The following is a 15,796-nucleotide window of genomic DNA, read 5'->3' as shown; positions in this document are numbered from 1 at the left end:
GTAAAGGATCAACCGAAACACTGTCAGGCATCACCCGGAACTGAAACGTCAAGCATCAGCCGAGGTAATACACCGATGTTGTGGGGCGGGCGGGGCTCGAACCCGCGACCAACGGATTATGAGTCCGCGGCTCTAACCAACTGAGCTACCGCCCCCGGTGCTACCTAGCTGTGGATACGGTCTCCCGCCTCACGGGTGCCGCCTGCGCTAAAGGCCCTTGCACGAAGTCGACATTAGCGCCCGCGCCGATCGCGAGTGAAGCCGTGGTGCGCCCCAGCCGTCCACATAAGGCCAGCGATAACGTTGCCTACCCTTACTTGTGTGTAACCGCGTTGTACAGATACATTAACTGCAACCGGCATACACACATACCCTGGAGGCATCGTGGCCACCGCCTTGACCCAGCAACAACTTCTTCACGACCTCGAGCCCGTGGTTGAGCGACTCCTCAATCGTCACCTCGCGAAATTCAAAGACTGGAATCCGCACGACTACATCCCGTGGTCAGAGGGCAAGAACTTCAAGACCCTAGACGGTCAGGACTGGGAGCCCGAGCAATGCGGGCTTTCCGACGTCGCCAGGGTGGCGATGGTGCAGAACCTGCTGACCGAGGACAACCTGCCGAGCTACCACCGCGAGATCGCGATGAACTTCGGCATGGACGGTGCCTGGGGCCAGTGGGTCAACCGGTGGACGGCCGAAGAAAATCGGCACAGCACCGCGCTGCGCGACTACCTGGTGGTGACCCGTGCAGTCGACCCGTTCGAATTGGAGAGACTGCGCATGGAGCAGATGACCCGGGGCTTCAGCCCGGGCCAGAACCACCAGGGCGACCTGTTCGCCGAGAGCCTGTTCGACTCCGTCGTGTACGTCTCGTTCCAGGAACTGGCCACCCGCGTCTCACACCGCAACACTGGCAAGGCCTGCAACGACACGATCGCCGATCAGCTGATGGCCAGGTTGTCGTACGACGAGAACCTGCACATGATCTTCTACCGCGACGTCACCGAAGCCGGCCTGGAGATCGCGCCCAACCAGGCGATGACGTCGGTGCATCGAGTGCTGCGCAACTTCCAGATGCCCGGCTTCACGGTTCCCGAGTTCCGCCGCAAGGCCGTGATCATCGCCGTCGGCGGCGTCTATGACCCCCGTATCCATCTCGACGAAGTCGTCATGCCGGTGCTGAAGAAATGGTGCATCTTCGAACGCGACGATTTCACCGGCGAAGCCGCCCGGATGCGCGACGACATCGCGCTGCTGGTCAAAGAGCTCGAAACCGCCTGCGACAAGTTCGAGGTGTCCAAGCAGCGCTACCTCGAGCGAGAGGCCCGGAAGGCCGAAGGCATCACCGCCGCGAAAGCGCTCAAGACCAACGGCACGCTCAGCATGAGCCGGCATTGACGGCGCCTGAATCCGCAAAGCCGTTGGGACGTTTGGCCCTGGGTCTGTGCAGTGGGGCTCGGCATACTTGGGCGGGCTATCAGGTGCTGGGACAGTTACCAGCTCCTTTAGAGGTAACACATGACCGCTGAGGCGCCACCCGTCGCTGATCTGCAGCAGGGGTCCCACTAGCGCGCGAACGCGTCTCAGCTCACGGATCCAGCCTTATTGCATTGCACCACTTTGACATTAGCGCCCGCTGATATCGCCGCGTAACGCGGTGGTTTGGCGCTCGCTAGCCGTTCGACAGACTCAGGTACCGCTGCGAGCTTTCAGCCTCTACCACGTGCCTTTCCTCCAACAACTGCACACACCGAAACGCCAAGTCGAACGATCCATAGCAGTGATGCGCTATCAATCCCAAATGCTTCAACTGCTCATCCGTCACGACATCTGGGTGGATGAAATCTCGCACATAGACGATGTCGGCCTCCGTGAGCTGATTCACCTGTGGGAGAGCATCGTCGCCGACCTCAAAGTCGCCGATCGGTCTCCCCCTCAGTTCGGTAAGGCAATGCGGAATGAACCCCTGACGACGAAGCTCTAAATCAACCTCGCCGAATGATGGTTGGTTCTGATACCAAGTTATGAACGACACCTCGGTCTGAATCGCCACCGCCTCGGCGAGCTTCTGCTGCCCGTTTTGGAAGACAGACAGTTCACTTCCTTGGATGTCGATCTTGAGCAAGTCGAGGTGCTCAATCTCGCAGATATCGTCAAGCCGGCGAGTTTCAACCGGTATGCGCTCAATCACCTCACCGCACGGTTGGAGCGTCGGGAACAACCCCAGAGTCGCTGGGTCTGGTTCGAGCAGGCTCGTCATCCCCGTCGCGCGACAGACCTTCAAAGTGTGTGAGCTACCGTCGCCCACCGCGTACGGCAGATACCGCTCGTTCGGGCCACGCGTTAGTTGGAGCACCAGTAATTCCTTCTCCTGTGGCTCGAAGCCGGTGACATGACAGAGGCCGGCGTTGAGCATCGGTAGGTAGGGTGGCTTGCCGCCGTCGAGAGGGTTCGCCCCCACATCTACTACGTGCGTGAGGCGCGACGGCGCCAGCAGGTCCCGAAGGGCGCTCAAATCAGTTGCTCTCACCGTTAATTGACGATCAGCTGGCTAGGTCGCAGATCCACAACCGTGAGATTAGCGTCGCGCGCCGCGACCCATGATGCTTTAGGGGCCCGAGTTCACATTCGGGTCGCCGCAAGGCACCTAGTCGCGGCTGGTGCGGAACACTGCTGGCAGCCACTGCCGCATACGCTTTGGCGAGATCCTCCAGAATCTCCGCTGTCAAAGTGTGCTCGGCCTCGTGCTTATCGAGCACCGCGATGATGGCCCCAAATAGAGATTCGGCAGAGTCGTGCTGCGCTTCCTTTGCTGTTGCCCGCGCGGCAGCAATGGTCGCACGGGGTGACCAGTTAGACAGACAAACGTCAGGTGAACACCGTCTGACCGTCGACGTCGAGTAGATACTGCTCGGTGCCGTTTTCAACCCGCGGGGCATCGCCGGCCAACGCCACCGCGACCTTGTTGCTCGCATTGCGCATCACGTCGAAGGTCAGCTCGACGGCCTCGGCATCGGAGAAGTGCGCACGCACTGTGGCGGCGATGCCACGGTCAATCCGGCTTGGCGACCAGATCAACGCATCCGCATAACGCAGCGCCGCCTTCTGGCGATCGGTCAGCAGCCCCGACGCTTCGAAGTGCTCGATGTCGCCGTATAGCGTCTCCGACCCGCCGGCATCGAGTGCTGTCGTTTCGCGCAGCGACTTGCACAGCCGGCAGTTGTGCTGAGCCGCGCCGCGCAGCCGGACCAGCTCGGAGGTCAGCGCATCGAGGTCGCGCAGCCGCGCCACCGCCGGTAGAAAGCCGTTGAACACCGCGTCGGACGGATCGCCGGTGCGATCCCAGGTGACCCGCCCGTCCGCCCATCCCAGGTACTGCTCGCCGACGCCGAGGGCTTCCAGCCCGGCTCGCACCCGCGGGACGAAGTCGGCGATATACATCTGCACGACGACGCCAAACGTGTTGTCTCCCAATGCAGACCACAACGACGAGCGCTGCTCGTCACCGATCATCGAGACATCGACGCTGAACTGTTCGGCGAAGCCGGTTACCGTGTCTTCGGCGGCTTCGGCATCCGATCCCGGGCCGGTCACCGCAACCTCGGCCGGAAGCGGCGGCAATGACAGCGTCTCTCCGCACACACGTCGCACCAGTCCCGTCATCCGACCGTCGCCGGGCGACAACGCGACCAGTCGGGTGAGCTCGTCGTCACGCACCCTCGCATTATGTCGCCTGACTCACCGACGACATGTGGAAGTCGGGAATCCGCAGCGACGGCATCGCCGTCCGGGTCACCCAATCGCCCCACTCGCGCGGGAGCGTGCGCTCGCTGACGCCGGCCTGGGTGGCCCGTCGCAGCAGGTCCAGTGGGCTCTCGTTGAACCGGAAGTTGTTGACCGCCGCGCTCACCTCGCCATCTTCGACGAGGTAGACGCCGTCGCGGGTCAGCCCGGTCAGCAGCAGCGTAGTGGGGTCGACCTCGCGGATGTACCACAGCGTGGTCAGCAGCAACCCGCGCTCGGTCGCAGCGACCATGTCCGTCAAGTCCGCGCTGCCGCCGGTCATCACCACGTTGTCGGCGGCCACCGCGACGGGAGCACTGAACTCCGCGGCCGCGGCCCGCGGGTAAGCCAGCGCATTGATCGCCCCGTCGCGGATCCAGTCCACCCGCTCGATGTCCAGGCCGTTGTCGAAAACCGACACCGTCTCCGACGAGCTAGCCGTCGCCACGAACGGCGTGCACCCCAAACCGGGCACGCTCGGATCGGAATACAGCGTCAGCGGCAGATCAGTCAGCCGCTCCCCCACCCGGGTTCCGCCGTCCAGTGAAGACAACGCGGTGCGGCCCTCCTGCGCGCCGCGACCGGACATCGACCAAGCCAAGTAGACCATCATGTCGGCCACCGCCGACGGCGGCAGGATGGCCTGGTAGCGGCCCGCGGGCAGCTCGACGCTACGGTTGGCCCATCCCAGCCGCGTCGATAGCTCCTCCAGCAGCAAATCCGTTGGCACATAGTCGAAATCGGGCGTACCTACCGCCACCCATGCGCTAGCGCCGTCGCGTTTGGCGTTGATCTCCACCGAACCGGTGGGCTGGGTGAAGCGGCGCCGCAACCCACCCGAGGTGGCCAGATAAACCGTCTCCAGCCCATGCCGGGCAAAGCCGTACAATTGGTCGCTGCCCCGGAACCCGACACTCAACCCTCGGGTGAGGTCGGCGAACACCTCGGGGCCGGTGCCCGGCGTCGACGCATCCCAGTCGGCCGGCGCACCATTGCCGCTCAGCAGTGGCGCGGCATCGCGGGCCGCCGGCGCAGACGCGGCAGCCGCTTGCGATGCCGCCACCAGCCCGTCGATCACCGAGGCGTCAACCTCGGACGACGTCAGTGAACCCACGTGCGCGGTATCACCTTGGCGAACAATCGAAATCACGGTGGTGCTGCGGGCGATTGACACACCGTTTGTGGTCATCGAGCTGTTAGCCCAGCGCAGCGACGCCGCTGTGCGGTCGGTGACCAGCACGATGGTCTCGTCGGCGCGTCCGTGCCGCGCTGCGGCGTCCAGGGCGATGTCGACAACCTGCTGGGCGCTGATCATCGGCCGGCCTCGATGCGGGTGTTCAGCACGTTGACGCGCCGAAACAAGGCCGACGGGCAGCCGTGGCTGACCGCGGCCACCTGCCCGGGCTGGGCCTTGCCGCAGTTGAACGCTCCACCGAGCCGCCAGGTCGACGGCCCGCCGACAGCTTCCATCGAGTTCCAAAAGTCGGTGGTGGTGGCTTGATAGGCGATGTCGCGTAGCTGGCCGTCGAGGCGTCCGTTGTGGATGCGGTAGAGCCGCTGGCCGGTGAACTGAAAGTTGTAGCGCTGCATATCGATTGACCAGGATCGGTCGCCGACGATGTAGATGCCGTCGTCGACGCGGGCGATCAGGTCGTCGGTGGTCAGCTCCTCGGGGCTGGGTTGCAGCGAGACGTTGGGCATCCGCTGTATCGGCACGTGATGCGGCGAGTCGGCGTACGAGCAGCCGTTGGAGCGGGTCAGGCCCAGCCGCGGCGCGAACACCCGGTCCAGTTGATAGCCGACGAAGATCCCGTCGCGCACCAGATCCCAGCTCTGAGCGGCCACCCCCTCGTCGTCGTAACCGACGGTGGCCAAACCGAATTGGACGGTCCGGTCGGCTGTCACGTTCATCACTGGTGAGCCGTAGCGCAGGCTGCCGAGCTTGTCGGGGGTGGCGAACGACGTGCCGGCGTAGGCGGACTCGTAGCCGATGGCACGGTCGTATTCGGTTGCGTGGCCGATGGACTCGTGGATCGTCAGCCACAGGTTGGTGGGGTCGATCACCAGGTCCGTCGCGCCCGGCACCACGCTGGGCGCCTTGATCTTTTCAGCCAGCAGCGACGGCAGCTGCGCCAGCTCGTCGGTCCAATTCCAGACCTCGTCGCCGGTGAGCACCTCCCAACCGCGGCCCATCGGCGGCGCCAGCGTTCGCATCGAGTCAAACCCGCACCCGCCGGCGTCGACGGTGACCGCCTCTAGGACGGGCATTATCCGCACCCGTTGCTGAGTGATCGACGAGCCGAAGGTGTCGGCGTAAAACGTCTGCTCCTTGACGGCGTTCAGACCGGCCGACACGTGATCCACCCCGTCAGCGGCCAGCAGCCTGCCGGAATATTCCTCGAGCACGGCGATCTTGTCGGCGGTGGCGACGGCGAACGGGTCGACCCGGTAGCTCGAGACCCAGTCGGCGTCGCCGTACACCGGTTCGGGCGCCAATTCGACGGGGTCGGTGTTCAGCGCGGCCAGCGTGGTGGCTACCCAGACAGCGCGTCGCGCGGTGTCCGCGGCGACCGTCGGTGACAGCTCGGCGTGCGAGGCGAAGCCCCACGTGCCGTCGACGATGACCCGGACCGCCAGGCCGAGCTCGCGGCTGATCACCGCAGTCTCGAGCTCGCCGTCGCGCAGCTGGATGATCTCGGCGGTGATGCGGTGAATCCGCAGGTCGGCGTGGCTGGCCCCGGCCGCGGTGGCCGCCGACAGCGCCGCGTCGGCAAGCTCGTGGCGGGGCAGGTGCAGAAAGTCGGCATCGATCCCCCGGTTCGGTGTCACCACACCACCGTAACGACCGGCTTTAATACCCTCATGGCTGCGACCCGCCGATCTACCGCGCTGGGGTATGCGCTACTCGCCCCCAGCCTGTTCGGGGTGGTCGCTTTTCTCCTGCTGCCGATCTTCGTCGTGGTGTGGCTGAGCCTGCACCGCTGGGACCTGCTTGGGCCGATCGAGTATGTCGGAGGAGCGAATTGGCGCTCGGTGCTCAGCGATTCGGCATTCGGCAATTCCCTTTTGGTCACGCTGTTTTTCGTCGCGATTGTGGTCCCGGCGCAGACGGTGCTCGGGCTTGCGGTTGCAGCGCTGCTGGCGCGCGATCTGCCCGGCAGCGGGTTGTTCCGCACGCTTTACGTGCTGCCGTGGATCTGCGTCCCGCTGGCGATCGCGGTGACGTGGCGCTGGATCCTGGCGCCCACCGACGGCGCGGTGAGCACCCTGCTGCGGCATCGCATCGAATGGCTCACCGATCCCGGCCTGGCGCTGCCGGTGGTGTCAGCGGTGGTCGTGTGGGCCAATGTTGGCTACGTCGCGCTGTTTTTCCTCGCCGGCATATTGGCGATCCCCACCGACGTCCACTCCGCGGCACGCATCGACGGGGCCACCGCCTGGCAGCGATTCTGGCGCATCACCTTGCCGATGCTGCGGCCGACCATGTTTTTCGTGCTGGTCACCGGGGTCATCAGTGCCGCCCAGGTTTTCGACACTGTCTACGCGCTGACCGGCGGCGGACCACAGGACCACACCGACTTGGTTGCACACCGGATCTACGCCGAGGCGTTCGGGGCGGCGGCGATCGGCCGGGCGTCGGTGATGGCGGTGGTGTTGTTCGTGATCCTGGTCGGCATCACCGTCATCCAACACCTGTACTTCCGTCGACGGATCAGCTATGACCTCACCTAATCGGCCCTCGGCGGTCTTCGTTTACGCCGGCCTGGTGCTGGGTGCGGCGATCACCCTGGCGCCGCTCGCGCTCGGCTTGCTGACCTCGTTCACCTCCGCGCACCAGTTCGCAACGGGCACACCGTTGGCGTGGCCGCGGCCGCCGACGCTGGCCAACTACGCCGACTTGGGCGGCGCAGGCTTCGGACGGGCGCTGGCGGTGACGACGTTGATGACGGCGGTGATCGTCCTTGGGCAGCTGACCTTTTCGGTGTTTGCCGCGTATGCGTTCGCACGGCTGCGTTTTCCCGGCCGGGATGCACTGTTTTGGGTCTACATCGCGACGTTGATGGTGCCGAGTTCGGTGACGGTGGTGCCGCTCTATTTGATGATGGCTCAGCTGGGGATGCGCAACACGTTTTGGGCATTGGTATTGCCATTCATGTTCGGGTCACCATACGCGATTTTCCTTCTGCGCCAGTACTTTCGCGCGATACCCGACGATCTGGTCAACGCCGCATATCTCGACGGCGCCAACACGCTGGACGTGCTCGTGCACGTGGTGCTGCCCTCCAGCCGGCCGGTTCTGGTCACGCTGATGCTGATCACCGTCGTGTCGCAATGGCACCACTTCCTGTGGCCATTGGTGATCACCACCGGTGCCAAGTGGCAGGTGCTGACGGTGGCGACTGCTGCGTTGCAGTCGCGGTACAACGCCCAGTGGACGCTGGTGATGGCCGCCACGACCGTGGCGATCGTGCCGCTGCTGGTGCTGTTTGTGATGTTCCAGCGGCACATCGTGCGATCGATCGTCGTTACGGGGCTGAAATGAGCCTCCGGCCAAGGTTTTCCACGCTGTTCGCGCTGGCTTTAGTGCTCGTCGCTGCCTTGCTCGCTGCGACGGCGGTGCTGTTGGACATCTTGGCCACGCCGGCTGGCGGCAAGACCGTGGTCACCGTTCGGCTGTGGGATGAGCAGGTTGCCGCGGCGTATCGGCAGTCATTTGCCGCGTTCACCCGGGCGCATCCAGACATCGAGGTACACACCCATGTGGTCTCGTACTCCACCTACTTCAACACGCTGCGCACCGATGTCGCAGGCGGCAGCGCCGACGACATCTTCTGGATCTCCAGCGCCTATCTCGCGGGGTATGCCGACAGCGGCCGGCTCATCGACATCGGGAAGACCCTCGGGGCGGGCGCCGCGGCAGCGTGGGAGCCGTCAGTGGTCGAGCAGTTCACCCGCGGCGGTGCGCTGTGGGCAGTCCCCCAACTCACCGACGGCGGAATCGCCCTGTACTACAACGCTGATCTGCTCGCCGCCGCCGGCATCAACCCGGCCGAGTTGGCGTCGCTGCGGTGGGGCCCGGGCGGCGGCGACACGTTACGCCCGCTGCTGGCCCGGCTCACCGTTGACGCTGACGGACGCGCGGCGGCCACACCGGGTTTCGATGCCGGACGTATCCGGCAGTGGGCCTACAACGCGGCCAACGACGCGCAGGGCATCTACCTGAACTACATCGGGTCGGCCGGCGGTGTGTTCCAGGACGGTGATCGCTTCGCCTTCGACAACCCCGGCGCGATCGAGGCTTTCAGCTATCTGGTCAGGCTGATCAACGGTGACCACGTCGCGCCACCTGCCTCGGACACCAACGACAACGGTGACTTCTCCCGCAACCAGTTCCTGGCCGGCAGGATGGCGCTCTTCCAGTCCGGCACCTACAACCTGGCGGCGGTGGCGGACCAGGCCGGCTTCCGGTGGGGCGTGGCGATGCTGCCCGAAGGCCCCAAGGGGCGAGTCACCGTCACCAACGGCATTGCCGCGGCGGGTAATTCCGCGTCTGCACACCCGGACGCGGTGCGCCAAGTGCTGGCTTGGATGGGCGGCAACGAGGGCAATCAATATGTCGGTCGGCGTGGCAGCGCCATTCCCGCAGTGCGGTCGGCGCAGAAGGTGTACTTCGACTACTGGGCCGCTAAGAATGTCGACGTCAAGCCGTTCTTCGCGGTGTTGAACGGACCGCGCATCGATGCGCCCGGAGGCGCCGGCTTCGCCGCCGGAAATCAGGTCATCAAGCCCTATTTCGACGAGATGTTCCTGGGCCGCAGCGATGTGTCGACGACCCTGCACCGAGCCCAAGACGCGGCCAACGCCGCGACGCGCCGCTAGCGGCCCAACGGTACTTCCAGTGCGATCGCCACGGCACACATCGCGAAGGTGATCGAGAGCACCAGCCAGTCGGCCAGTTTCGGCCGCGACGGCGCCGCCGAGATCTGACCGGTGCCGCCGCGCGCCGTGATGGCGTCACCCATCTCGTCGGCCCGCCGCAATGTCACAGTGATCGCCGCAGCGATCAAGTCGATCAACTCCCGCGCACGACGCTTGCGACGAGCCCGGCGGGTAGCCGCTACCGGCTTGGGCCGCAACTGGCGCGCGGCGTAGAGCACTCGGAATTCGTCGATAAGCATCGGGAAGGCCCGCAGCGCGAGCGCCAATGCGACGGCCCACTCGTCGACCGGGATCCGCAAGAGCCGCAGTGGGCGGCCTAAAGTGGCGACTGCAGGCGCTATTTCGCCGACATTGGTCGTCCACGACACCATTGCTCCCAGGCCCAGCAACACGATGGACAACGTGGTGATGCGTAGGAAGTTCAACAGCCCACCGAATCCAATTGGCACGCTGGCTAATTCGACGACCGGGCTGCCGCCGGCGAAGGCCGCGGTGATGCCGCCGAAGGCCATTAACACCCACAGCCAGCGCGGTACTGACGGAAGCGCGCCTCGTGGAATGTGTGCGATCCGGACCGCCGTCAGCACCAGGGCCGCCACCAGCCCAATCGTGATCCATCCCGGGTAGAAAGTCAGCAGCACCGAAATGCCGAAGACCACTAGTAGTTTGGTGCCGGCCCACAGCTCGTGGACTGCCGAGCTGCCGGGTACCGGACGCAGCAGCACCACCGGACGGGTTGGCTGGCGGGCTGGGCGTTCATCCGGTGGCGCCGTGGTCATCACAGGCCTCCGGCCGTTGCCGAAGCCGGTTCCAGTACACCGTTGCGCAGATGCAGGATGCGCGGGCACACCTCTTCCAACCCCGTGAAGTCGTGGGAAATGACGATCACGGTCAGGCCCTGCTCGCGACGCAGTTCCTCGAGTAGCCGCAGCAGACCGCGCTGAGTGGCGGCGTCCAGGCCGGCCAGCGGCTCGTCAAGGATCAACGCCCGCGGTGAGCGCGCCAGCAAGCCGGCCAGCACGACCCTACGCATCTGACCTCCGCTGAGCTGGTCGATGCGCCGCTTCCCCAACGCGCTGTCCAGTCCCACGACGGCCAGCGCGGTTGACACGCGTTCGTGGTCCTTCGGTGAAAAACCGGCCGCCGAAGCCACTTCCAGGTCGACCCGGCTGCGCATCAGCTGCAGGCGTGCCGCCTGGAACGACAACGCCACCGCGCCGACCTGTTCATAAGTGGGTCGGCCGTCAAGCAGACAGGTTCCCGTCGTCGGCACCGTCAGCCCGGCCATGATCCACGCCAAAGTCGACTTACCTGAGCCGTTGCCGCCGTGGATAAGTAATCCATCTCCCTGGTGCACCGCGAAGCTGACATCGCGCAGCGCGGTATTCGCCCACGGAGTCCCGCTGGCGTATTCGTGCCCGACGCCGGCGAGTTCAAGCACCGGCGCGCCGGAGTCATGGCCCACCACGGCAGTTGCGGCCGGCGCGGCGGTGGTCTCCACCATGTCGGTGTTATCCCCCGAACCACTGAGATTGATTGTACGGTCAGCAGAATCGGCTTCATTGTTGTAGTGCGTGATGTGGACCAGCGCGGTCCGGTGTCGTTGCTTCATGCCGGATAGCACGCCCAACAGCGCTTCCCGGCCCTGCTGGTCGACCATGCTGGTGACCTCGTCGGCAATCAGCAGCGCCGGCTCGCGCGCCAACGCTGCGGCCACCGCCAGCCGCTGCAGCTCGCCACCCGACAGGCTTCCGGTGTCGCGTTCCGCGTGCGCGTCGAGACCGACTTCACTGAGCAAGCGGCCGACATCGATGGTCGTCCCGGGAGGCAGGCCCCACACCACATCGTCGGCCACCCGGGTCCCGAGCACCTGGCTTTCCGGGTGCTGCATGACAACCGCGGTACCGCCCAGCCGGCCCAGCCCCACCGCTCCGGGGCGGTCCACGGTGCCAGACGTAGGTTCCCGACCCGCAAGCAGCAGCATCAGCGTGGTCTTGCCCGAACCGTTGGCGCCGGTGACGGCCAGATGTTCGCCGGCGTGGACGTCCAGGCTGAGCGCGGATAGCGCATCGTGGTCCGTGTTCGGATAGCGAAAGCGCACCTGGTCCAACCGAACTGGCACCGGCGCGATGGGCGCGTTGTCGACCGGTGCATCCAATTTGTGCACATCGGGGATACCCCGCATCCGCTCCAGCACGCGTGACAATGCCCACCAACCGATCAGGGATACGACCACGATCGAGGCGATGCCATTGGCAAGAATCAGCCACGGCCAGTAATGCAGCGCCTCGGCCAACAGCCACTTGAGCCGGTCGGCGGCCACCTCCAGCCCGGCCCCCAGCGGCCCGCTGAACGGAAAAGGATGTGCAGTCGCGAAGCGCCCGATTCCTCTCAAGACGGCCGCAATCCCATCGAAGTTGGCGGTGATGGCCTGGAAGATAAGGTGGCGAAGTCGCGAAAGCACGGCCAACGCGCCGACCGCCGCACCGCCGGAAAGCGCTCCGGCAACAAAGGCCACGCCAATGACGGTCCGGGTACCGCGCCTTCTGCGTTTGACGACTCCGGTCAGGCCGCCGACGTAGGCGCTGTGGACCACCGTCATCAACCCGCCGAGACCCGCGATGAGAAAAGCGATCATCCCGGCGGCGACCACCGCCGCGATCAGCACCCGGATCCGGTACCGATAAGCAAGCAGCCCCATCGGGACGGTGCCGAGCAGCGCCAATGCGCCCGCAAAAGGGACGACGACGGCGATGATCGCGATCGCCGCACACAAGGCCGCCATGACCGCTGACTGCGCGAGTTCGCCGGGTCGCAGCGGTCCAGCCCCTCTGGGCGTGGTCACAGGGCCAGTCGCGGTCATTTCATCGATTCTGCCAGTTGTCCGGGAAGTTCCCCGTACGCGCAGCGTGGGTCACACGAGTTTGCCTCATCGAAATTACCCGGTTGAGTGGTCTACATAGACCAGCTATGCAACTATGGACGGATGACTTCATCCGCCACCGCCGATCGGGGCGCGGCCGGGGAGGCCGGCGCCGGTCTGGGCGCGGATCTGCTCGCCGTCGTAGCCCGGCTGAACCGTTACGCCACTCAACGCATCCAGATGCAATTGCCGGCCGCGCAGGCCCGGTTGCTGTCGACCATCGACGCCCAAGGTGAAGCGCGGATCTGTGACCTGGCCGCCGTGGACCACTGCTCACAGCCGACGATGACCACCCAAGTGCGGCGGCTCGAAGACGCCGGGCTGGTCACCCGGACCGTCGACCCCTGCGACGCCCGGGCAGTCCGTATCCGGATCACCGCCCAGGGCATGCGCACACTCAACCGGGTGCGGGTCGACCGGGCCGCGGTGATCGAGCCGCAACTTGCCAAACTGGACTCCGCGGACCGCCAAACATTGGCGGATGCGGTTGCGGTGTTGCGCCGCGTTCTGGAGGATGCCGGGCCGACCCCGCGACCCGGCGCAACTCGCTAGCCGCTGGTGGCGGGGCCCCTTGGCCAGCGCCGACGTCTCTTCGGTGGTTTGTCGGCGCATCATGGCGGATAGACAACCGTCACTGACCCAAGAAGATGGGCGCGGAAGGGGGGGCTATGCCGACGGGAGCATTCGCTTCCCCTCTGATCGTGTGGTTCGGACCCAACAGATACACCTTTCCCGTCGGCCGGAACGTGACCGTCGGCCGCGACAGCCGGGCGGATATCCGCATCGACGGCATCGGTACTTCCACCTCGCCCACCCACGTGGTGCTGCATTACAACGGCAGCCAGTGGATAGCCGTCGACCGCGGCGAAGGCGGCATCTACGTCGACGGCGTGCGAATGTCCACGGTTTTCATCCATGACGGCAAAGCGATCACCCTCGGCGATCCGCAACACGGACCGCGGCTGGTATTTCAGCTCGGCACCCCGCCACCGCCGCCGCCGAGAGGCGTGCCGCGCCCGGAGGTCCGGCCCGTGCCGCCGCAGATGCGGCCCGCACCGCCGCCGCCCGCTACGCATCGCCGACCCGGCCAACCCGGATGGCCGCCGCCTGCTCCGCCCCCGCCCCGGGCGGATCAACCAGAACGACCGCCGGTTCCGCCGCCACCTGCCATGCCGACGCCGCCCAGGCCTCACCGCGTCGACTCGCCGACATGGCCAGACCAACCGGCGCCGCCAACCGCCCAGTTTCAACCGCTGGCGCCAAATCCGGCCCCCTGGCCGACCCAACCGCCACCGCCACGGCCGCCCCTGGTCCGCTGGCCAGCGCCGCCGCAAGCTCAGCCGGGACCTGTGCCGGCGTTCGCTCCGGCCACACGCAAACGGAAAGCTTTGGTCGAGGCGCTGACTGGCGCGATGCAAAAGCTGCGCCCGCAGCCCCCGCAACCCCGGCCTCACGAGGCCGCACCCACTACCGGGCTGCGTCGGCCGGATGCACCGGATACCCCGGATGCACCGGCGGCCGGAGAAGTCCCGCCCCCGCGTCCGGCCAAGACCGGTCCGCTGCAGGCACGTCAGGTACGACTCACCGTCGACGGCGAGCAGGCGCTGGCGGACCTGTCCTTCACCGCTGAGCCCGGAATGCTCACCGCGGTCATCGGACCTTCGCAGGCGAGCACATCGGCTGTGGTCGACGTGCTAGGCGGAACGGTGCAGTCGAGTGTCGGCACAGTCCATTTCGACGGGCACGACGTCACGTCCGATCACCTACGCCGACACATCGGAGTAGTGCCGCGATGCGACCTGTTGCATCCTGCGCTCACCATCGAGCAAGCGTTGGGCTATGCCGCTGAATTACGCTTGCCGCCAAGCACTTCCGCTGATCATCGCCGTCAAAGCGTGGACCGGGCGCTCGATGAGATGAAATTGAGCCTGCTGCGCACCATCCAGGTGGGCAACCTCACCGCCGAACAGCGCAAGCGCGCATCGATGGCCATGGAACTGCTGACCAATCCGTCACTGCTTGTCCTCGACGAGCCGACCGCCGGACTCGACGCGGCAGCCGAACGCGAGATGACGGCGGCGCTGCGGCGACTCGCCGACGAGGGACGCGTGGTCGTGCTGGCAACAACCTCGCCAACCGACATCGACATCTGCGACCAGGTGGTGCTGCTCACCGGGACCGGCACGCCGGCGTTCGCCGGGCCGCCCGCGCAGATCGGCGCCGAGTTGGGCACGACCAACTGGACGGAAATCCTCGAGCGGGTCAGCAAGGATCCGTATGCAGCACATGACGCGTATCTGGCCCACCAGCAGGGGGCGCTGCCGGAAGCGGAACCGCCGCAAGGTCCGGTTGAACCGACTGCGCGCCTGCACTTGTGGCACCAAATCGCGATCGCTGCCCGTCGACAGGGCTGGCTCATGGTCGGTGATCAGCGGTATTTCATCTTCCTGACCATCCTGCCGGTGCTGTTCGGCGCGATCGCGTTACTGGTGCCCGGCCATGCCGGCCTGGGCCCGGCGAATCCTTATGGAAACAGTCCCGACGAAGCCGTCGAGATCCTTGCTGTGCTCAATATCGGCGCCGTTGTCATGGGCACGGCGCTGGGCATCCGCGACCTCTTCGGCGAACAGCGCATCTTCCGCCGCGACCAAGCCAACGGTTTGTCGGCATCGGCGTTCCTGGCCGGCAAGGTCATCGTCTACAGTCTCGTCGCGATCGTTCAGACCGCCATCATGACCACGGCCGCCGTTGTCGGCAAAGGCGCGCCCACTCATGGTGCCGTCCTGCTCGGCCATGGCACGTTCGCGGCCACCTTCGAACTGTTCGTGGTCCTGACGCTCACCACTGTCGTCTCAGCGATAGTGGCGTTGGCATTCTCATCGCAGGCCACCTACTCCCAGCAGATCCTCTTGACGGCTGTGCTGGTCGTGCTGATCTCGGTGGTGTTCGCCGGGGCGATGTTCCCGGTCGCCGGCCGGTTCGGCCTGGAGCAGATCTCGTGGGTGGTGCCGTCCCGGTGGGGTTTCGCCGCCTCGGCTGCCACGGTCGACGTGCACGCGGTCAACCTACTGGCGGCCTCCGACGAGTCATGGACACACTCGGCCGGCCGGTGGCTGTTCGACATGGCGATGCTGGTCGGCTTGGGTG

12 protein-coding genes and 1 tRNA gene are annotated in these 15,796 nt (G+C 65.7%); 6 read left to right on the top strand and 7 right to left on the bottom strand.

From position 1 onward, the window contains the following. Positions 1 to 81: 81 nt before the first annotated feature. Positions 82 to 155, bottom strand: a tRNA-Ile gene (locus tag VEI45_RS04445). A gap of 229 nt (positions 156 to 384) precedes the next feature. On the opposite strand from VEI45_RS04445, the gene VEI45_RS04440 reads away from it, so the two are divergent. After that, positions 385 to 1,401, top strand: a complete 1,017-nt coding sequence (locus VEI45_RS04440) for an acyl-ACP desaturase (RefSeq protein ID WP_324850505.1) — start codon at positions 385 to 387, stop codon at positions 1,399 to 1,401. Between the two features lie 274 nt (positions 1,402 to 1,675). Here VEI45_RS04440 and VEI45_RS04435 read toward each other — a convergent pair whose 3' ends face one another. From VEI45_RS04435 to VEI45_RS04420, 4 genes are all read right to left on the bottom strand, one after another. Next, a complete protein-coding gene (locus tag VEI45_RS04435) occupies positions 1,676 to 2,533 on the bottom strand; it encodes an FkbM family methyltransferase (RefSeq protein WP_324850503.1) in 858 nt (285 codons plus the stop codon). Between the two features lie 338 nt (positions 2,534 to 2,871). Continuing rightward, the gene (locus VEI45_RS04430; RefSeq protein ID WP_324850530.1) at positions 2,872 to 3,666 is read right to left on the bottom strand and encodes a carboxymuconolactone decarboxylase family protein; all 795 of its coding nucleotides are present in this window, start codon (positions 3,664 to 3,666) and stop codon (positions 2,872 to 2,874) included. A 61-nt stretch (positions 3,667 to 3,727) separates the two neighbouring features. Then, positions 3,728 to 5,101, bottom strand: a complete 1,374-nt coding sequence (locus VEI45_RS04425) for a metallopeptidase TldD-related protein (RefSeq protein WP_324850501.1) — start codon at positions 5,099 to 5,101, stop codon at positions 3,728 to 3,730. Next, a complete protein-coding gene (locus VEI45_RS04420; protein WP_324850499.1) occupies positions 5,098 to 6,615 on the bottom strand; it encodes a TldD/PmbA family protein in 1,518 nt (505 codons plus the stop codon). The genes VEI45_RS04425 and VEI45_RS04420 overlap by 4 nt, the downstream gene beginning before the upstream one ends. Positions 6,616 to 6,648: 33 nt before the next feature. Here VEI45_RS04420 and VEI45_RS04415 point away from each other — a divergent pair, with 33 nt between their 5' ends. The 3 genes from VEI45_RS04415 to VEI45_RS04405 are packed head-to-tail and all read left to right on the top strand — an operon-like array spanning position 6,649 to position 9,666. After that, entirely contained in the window at positions 6,649 to 7,518 is an 870-nt protein-coding gene (locus VEI45_RS04415) for a sugar ABC transporter permease (protein ID WP_324850497.1), read from the top strand. Then, the gene (locus VEI45_RS04410; RefSeq protein WP_324850495.1) at positions 7,505 to 8,329 is read left to right on the top strand and encodes a carbohydrate ABC transporter permease; all 825 of its coding nucleotides are present in this window, start codon (positions 7,505 to 7,507) and stop codon (positions 8,327 to 8,329) included. The genes VEI45_RS04415 and VEI45_RS04410 overlap by 14 nt, the downstream gene beginning before the upstream one ends. After that, positions 8,326 to 9,666 carry a sugar ABC transporter substrate-binding protein gene (locus VEI45_RS04405; RefSeq protein ID WP_324850493.1) on the top strand — a complete coding sequence of 447 codons (1,341 nt, stop codon included), beginning with the start codon at positions 8,326 to 8,328 and terminating at the stop codon, positions 9,664 to 9,666. Before VEI45_RS04410 ends, VEI45_RS04405 begins: the two co-directional genes overlap by 4 nt. Here the strand turns inward: VEI45_RS04405 and VEI45_RS04400 are convergent. Together VEI45_RS04400 and VEI45_RS04395 are read right to left on the bottom strand one after the other, a co-directional pair. Then, on the bottom strand, positions 9,663 to 10,508 hold the full coding sequence (locus VEI45_RS04400) for a CbiQ family ECF transporter T component (protein WP_414687394.1): 846 nt from the start codon (positions 10,506 to 10,508) through the stop codon (positions 9,663 to 9,665). The genes VEI45_RS04405 and VEI45_RS04400 overlap by 4 nt on opposite strands. Continuing rightward, positions 10,505 to 12,589, bottom strand: coding sequence for an ATP-binding cassette domain-containing protein (locus tag VEI45_RS04395; protein ID WP_324850489.1), 2,085 nt, complete (start codon positions 12,587 to 12,589; stop codon positions 10,505 to 10,507). The genes VEI45_RS04400 and VEI45_RS04395 overlap by 4 nt, the downstream gene beginning before the upstream one ends. A gap of 123 nt (positions 12,590 to 12,712) precedes the next feature. Here VEI45_RS04395 and VEI45_RS04390 point away from each other — a divergent pair, with 123 nt between their 5' ends. Beyond that, positions 12,713 to 13,201: a MarR family winged helix-turn-helix transcriptional regulator gene (locus tag VEI45_RS04390; protein WP_324850487.1), complete on the top strand. Its 489-nt coding sequence runs from the start codon at positions 12,713 to 12,715 to the stop codon at positions 13,199 to 13,201. A gap of 116 nt (positions 13,202 to 13,317) precedes the next feature. Then, on the top strand, positions 13,318 to 15,796 hold a 2,479-nt coding region (locus VEI45_RS04385), incomplete at its 3' end, for an ATP-binding cassette domain-containing protein (protein ID WP_324850485.1).

Origin of the sequence: Mycobacterium sp., assembly GCF_035623875.1 — a bacterium.
Classification (GTDB): domain Bacteria; phylum Actinomycetota; class Actinomycetes; order Mycobacteriales; family Mycobacteriaceae; genus Mycobacterium.
Note: the sequence above shows the minus strand (reverse complement) of the source record. Positions and strands in the feature narration are given on the sequence as shown.

What these genes read in the sequence shown, in the direction of transcription:
- VEI45_RS04430 (WP_324850530.1), bottom strand. Translation starts at nt 3,666, where the DNA reads ATGACGGGACTGGTGCGACGTGTGTGCGGAGAGACGCTGTCATTGCCG.
- VEI45_RS04425 (WP_324850501.1), bottom strand. Translation starts at nt 5,101, where the DNA reads ATGATCAGCGCCCAGCAGGTTGTCGACATCGCCCTGGACGCCGCAGCG.
- VEI45_RS04415 (WP_324850497.1), top strand. Translation starts at nt 6,649, where the DNA reads ATGGCTGCGACCCGCCGATCTACCGCGCTGGGGTATGCGCTACTCGCC.
- VEI45_RS04410 (WP_324850495.1), top strand. Translation starts at nt 7,505, where the DNA reads ATGACCTCACCTAATCGGCCCTCGGCGGTCTTCGTTTACGCCGGCCTG.
- VEI45_RS04405 (WP_324850493.1), top strand. Translation starts at nt 8,326, where the DNA reads ATGAGCCTCCGGCCAAGGTTTTCCACGCTGTTCGCGCTGGCTTTAGTG.
- VEI45_RS04395 (WP_324850489.1), bottom strand. Translation starts at nt 12,589, where the DNA reads ATGACCGCGACTGGCCCTGTGACCACGCCCAGAGGGGCTGGACCGCTG.
- VEI45_RS04390 (WP_324850487.1), top strand. Translation starts at nt 12,713, where the DNA reads ATGACTTCATCCGCCACCGCCGATCGGGGCGCGGCCGGGGAGGCCGGC.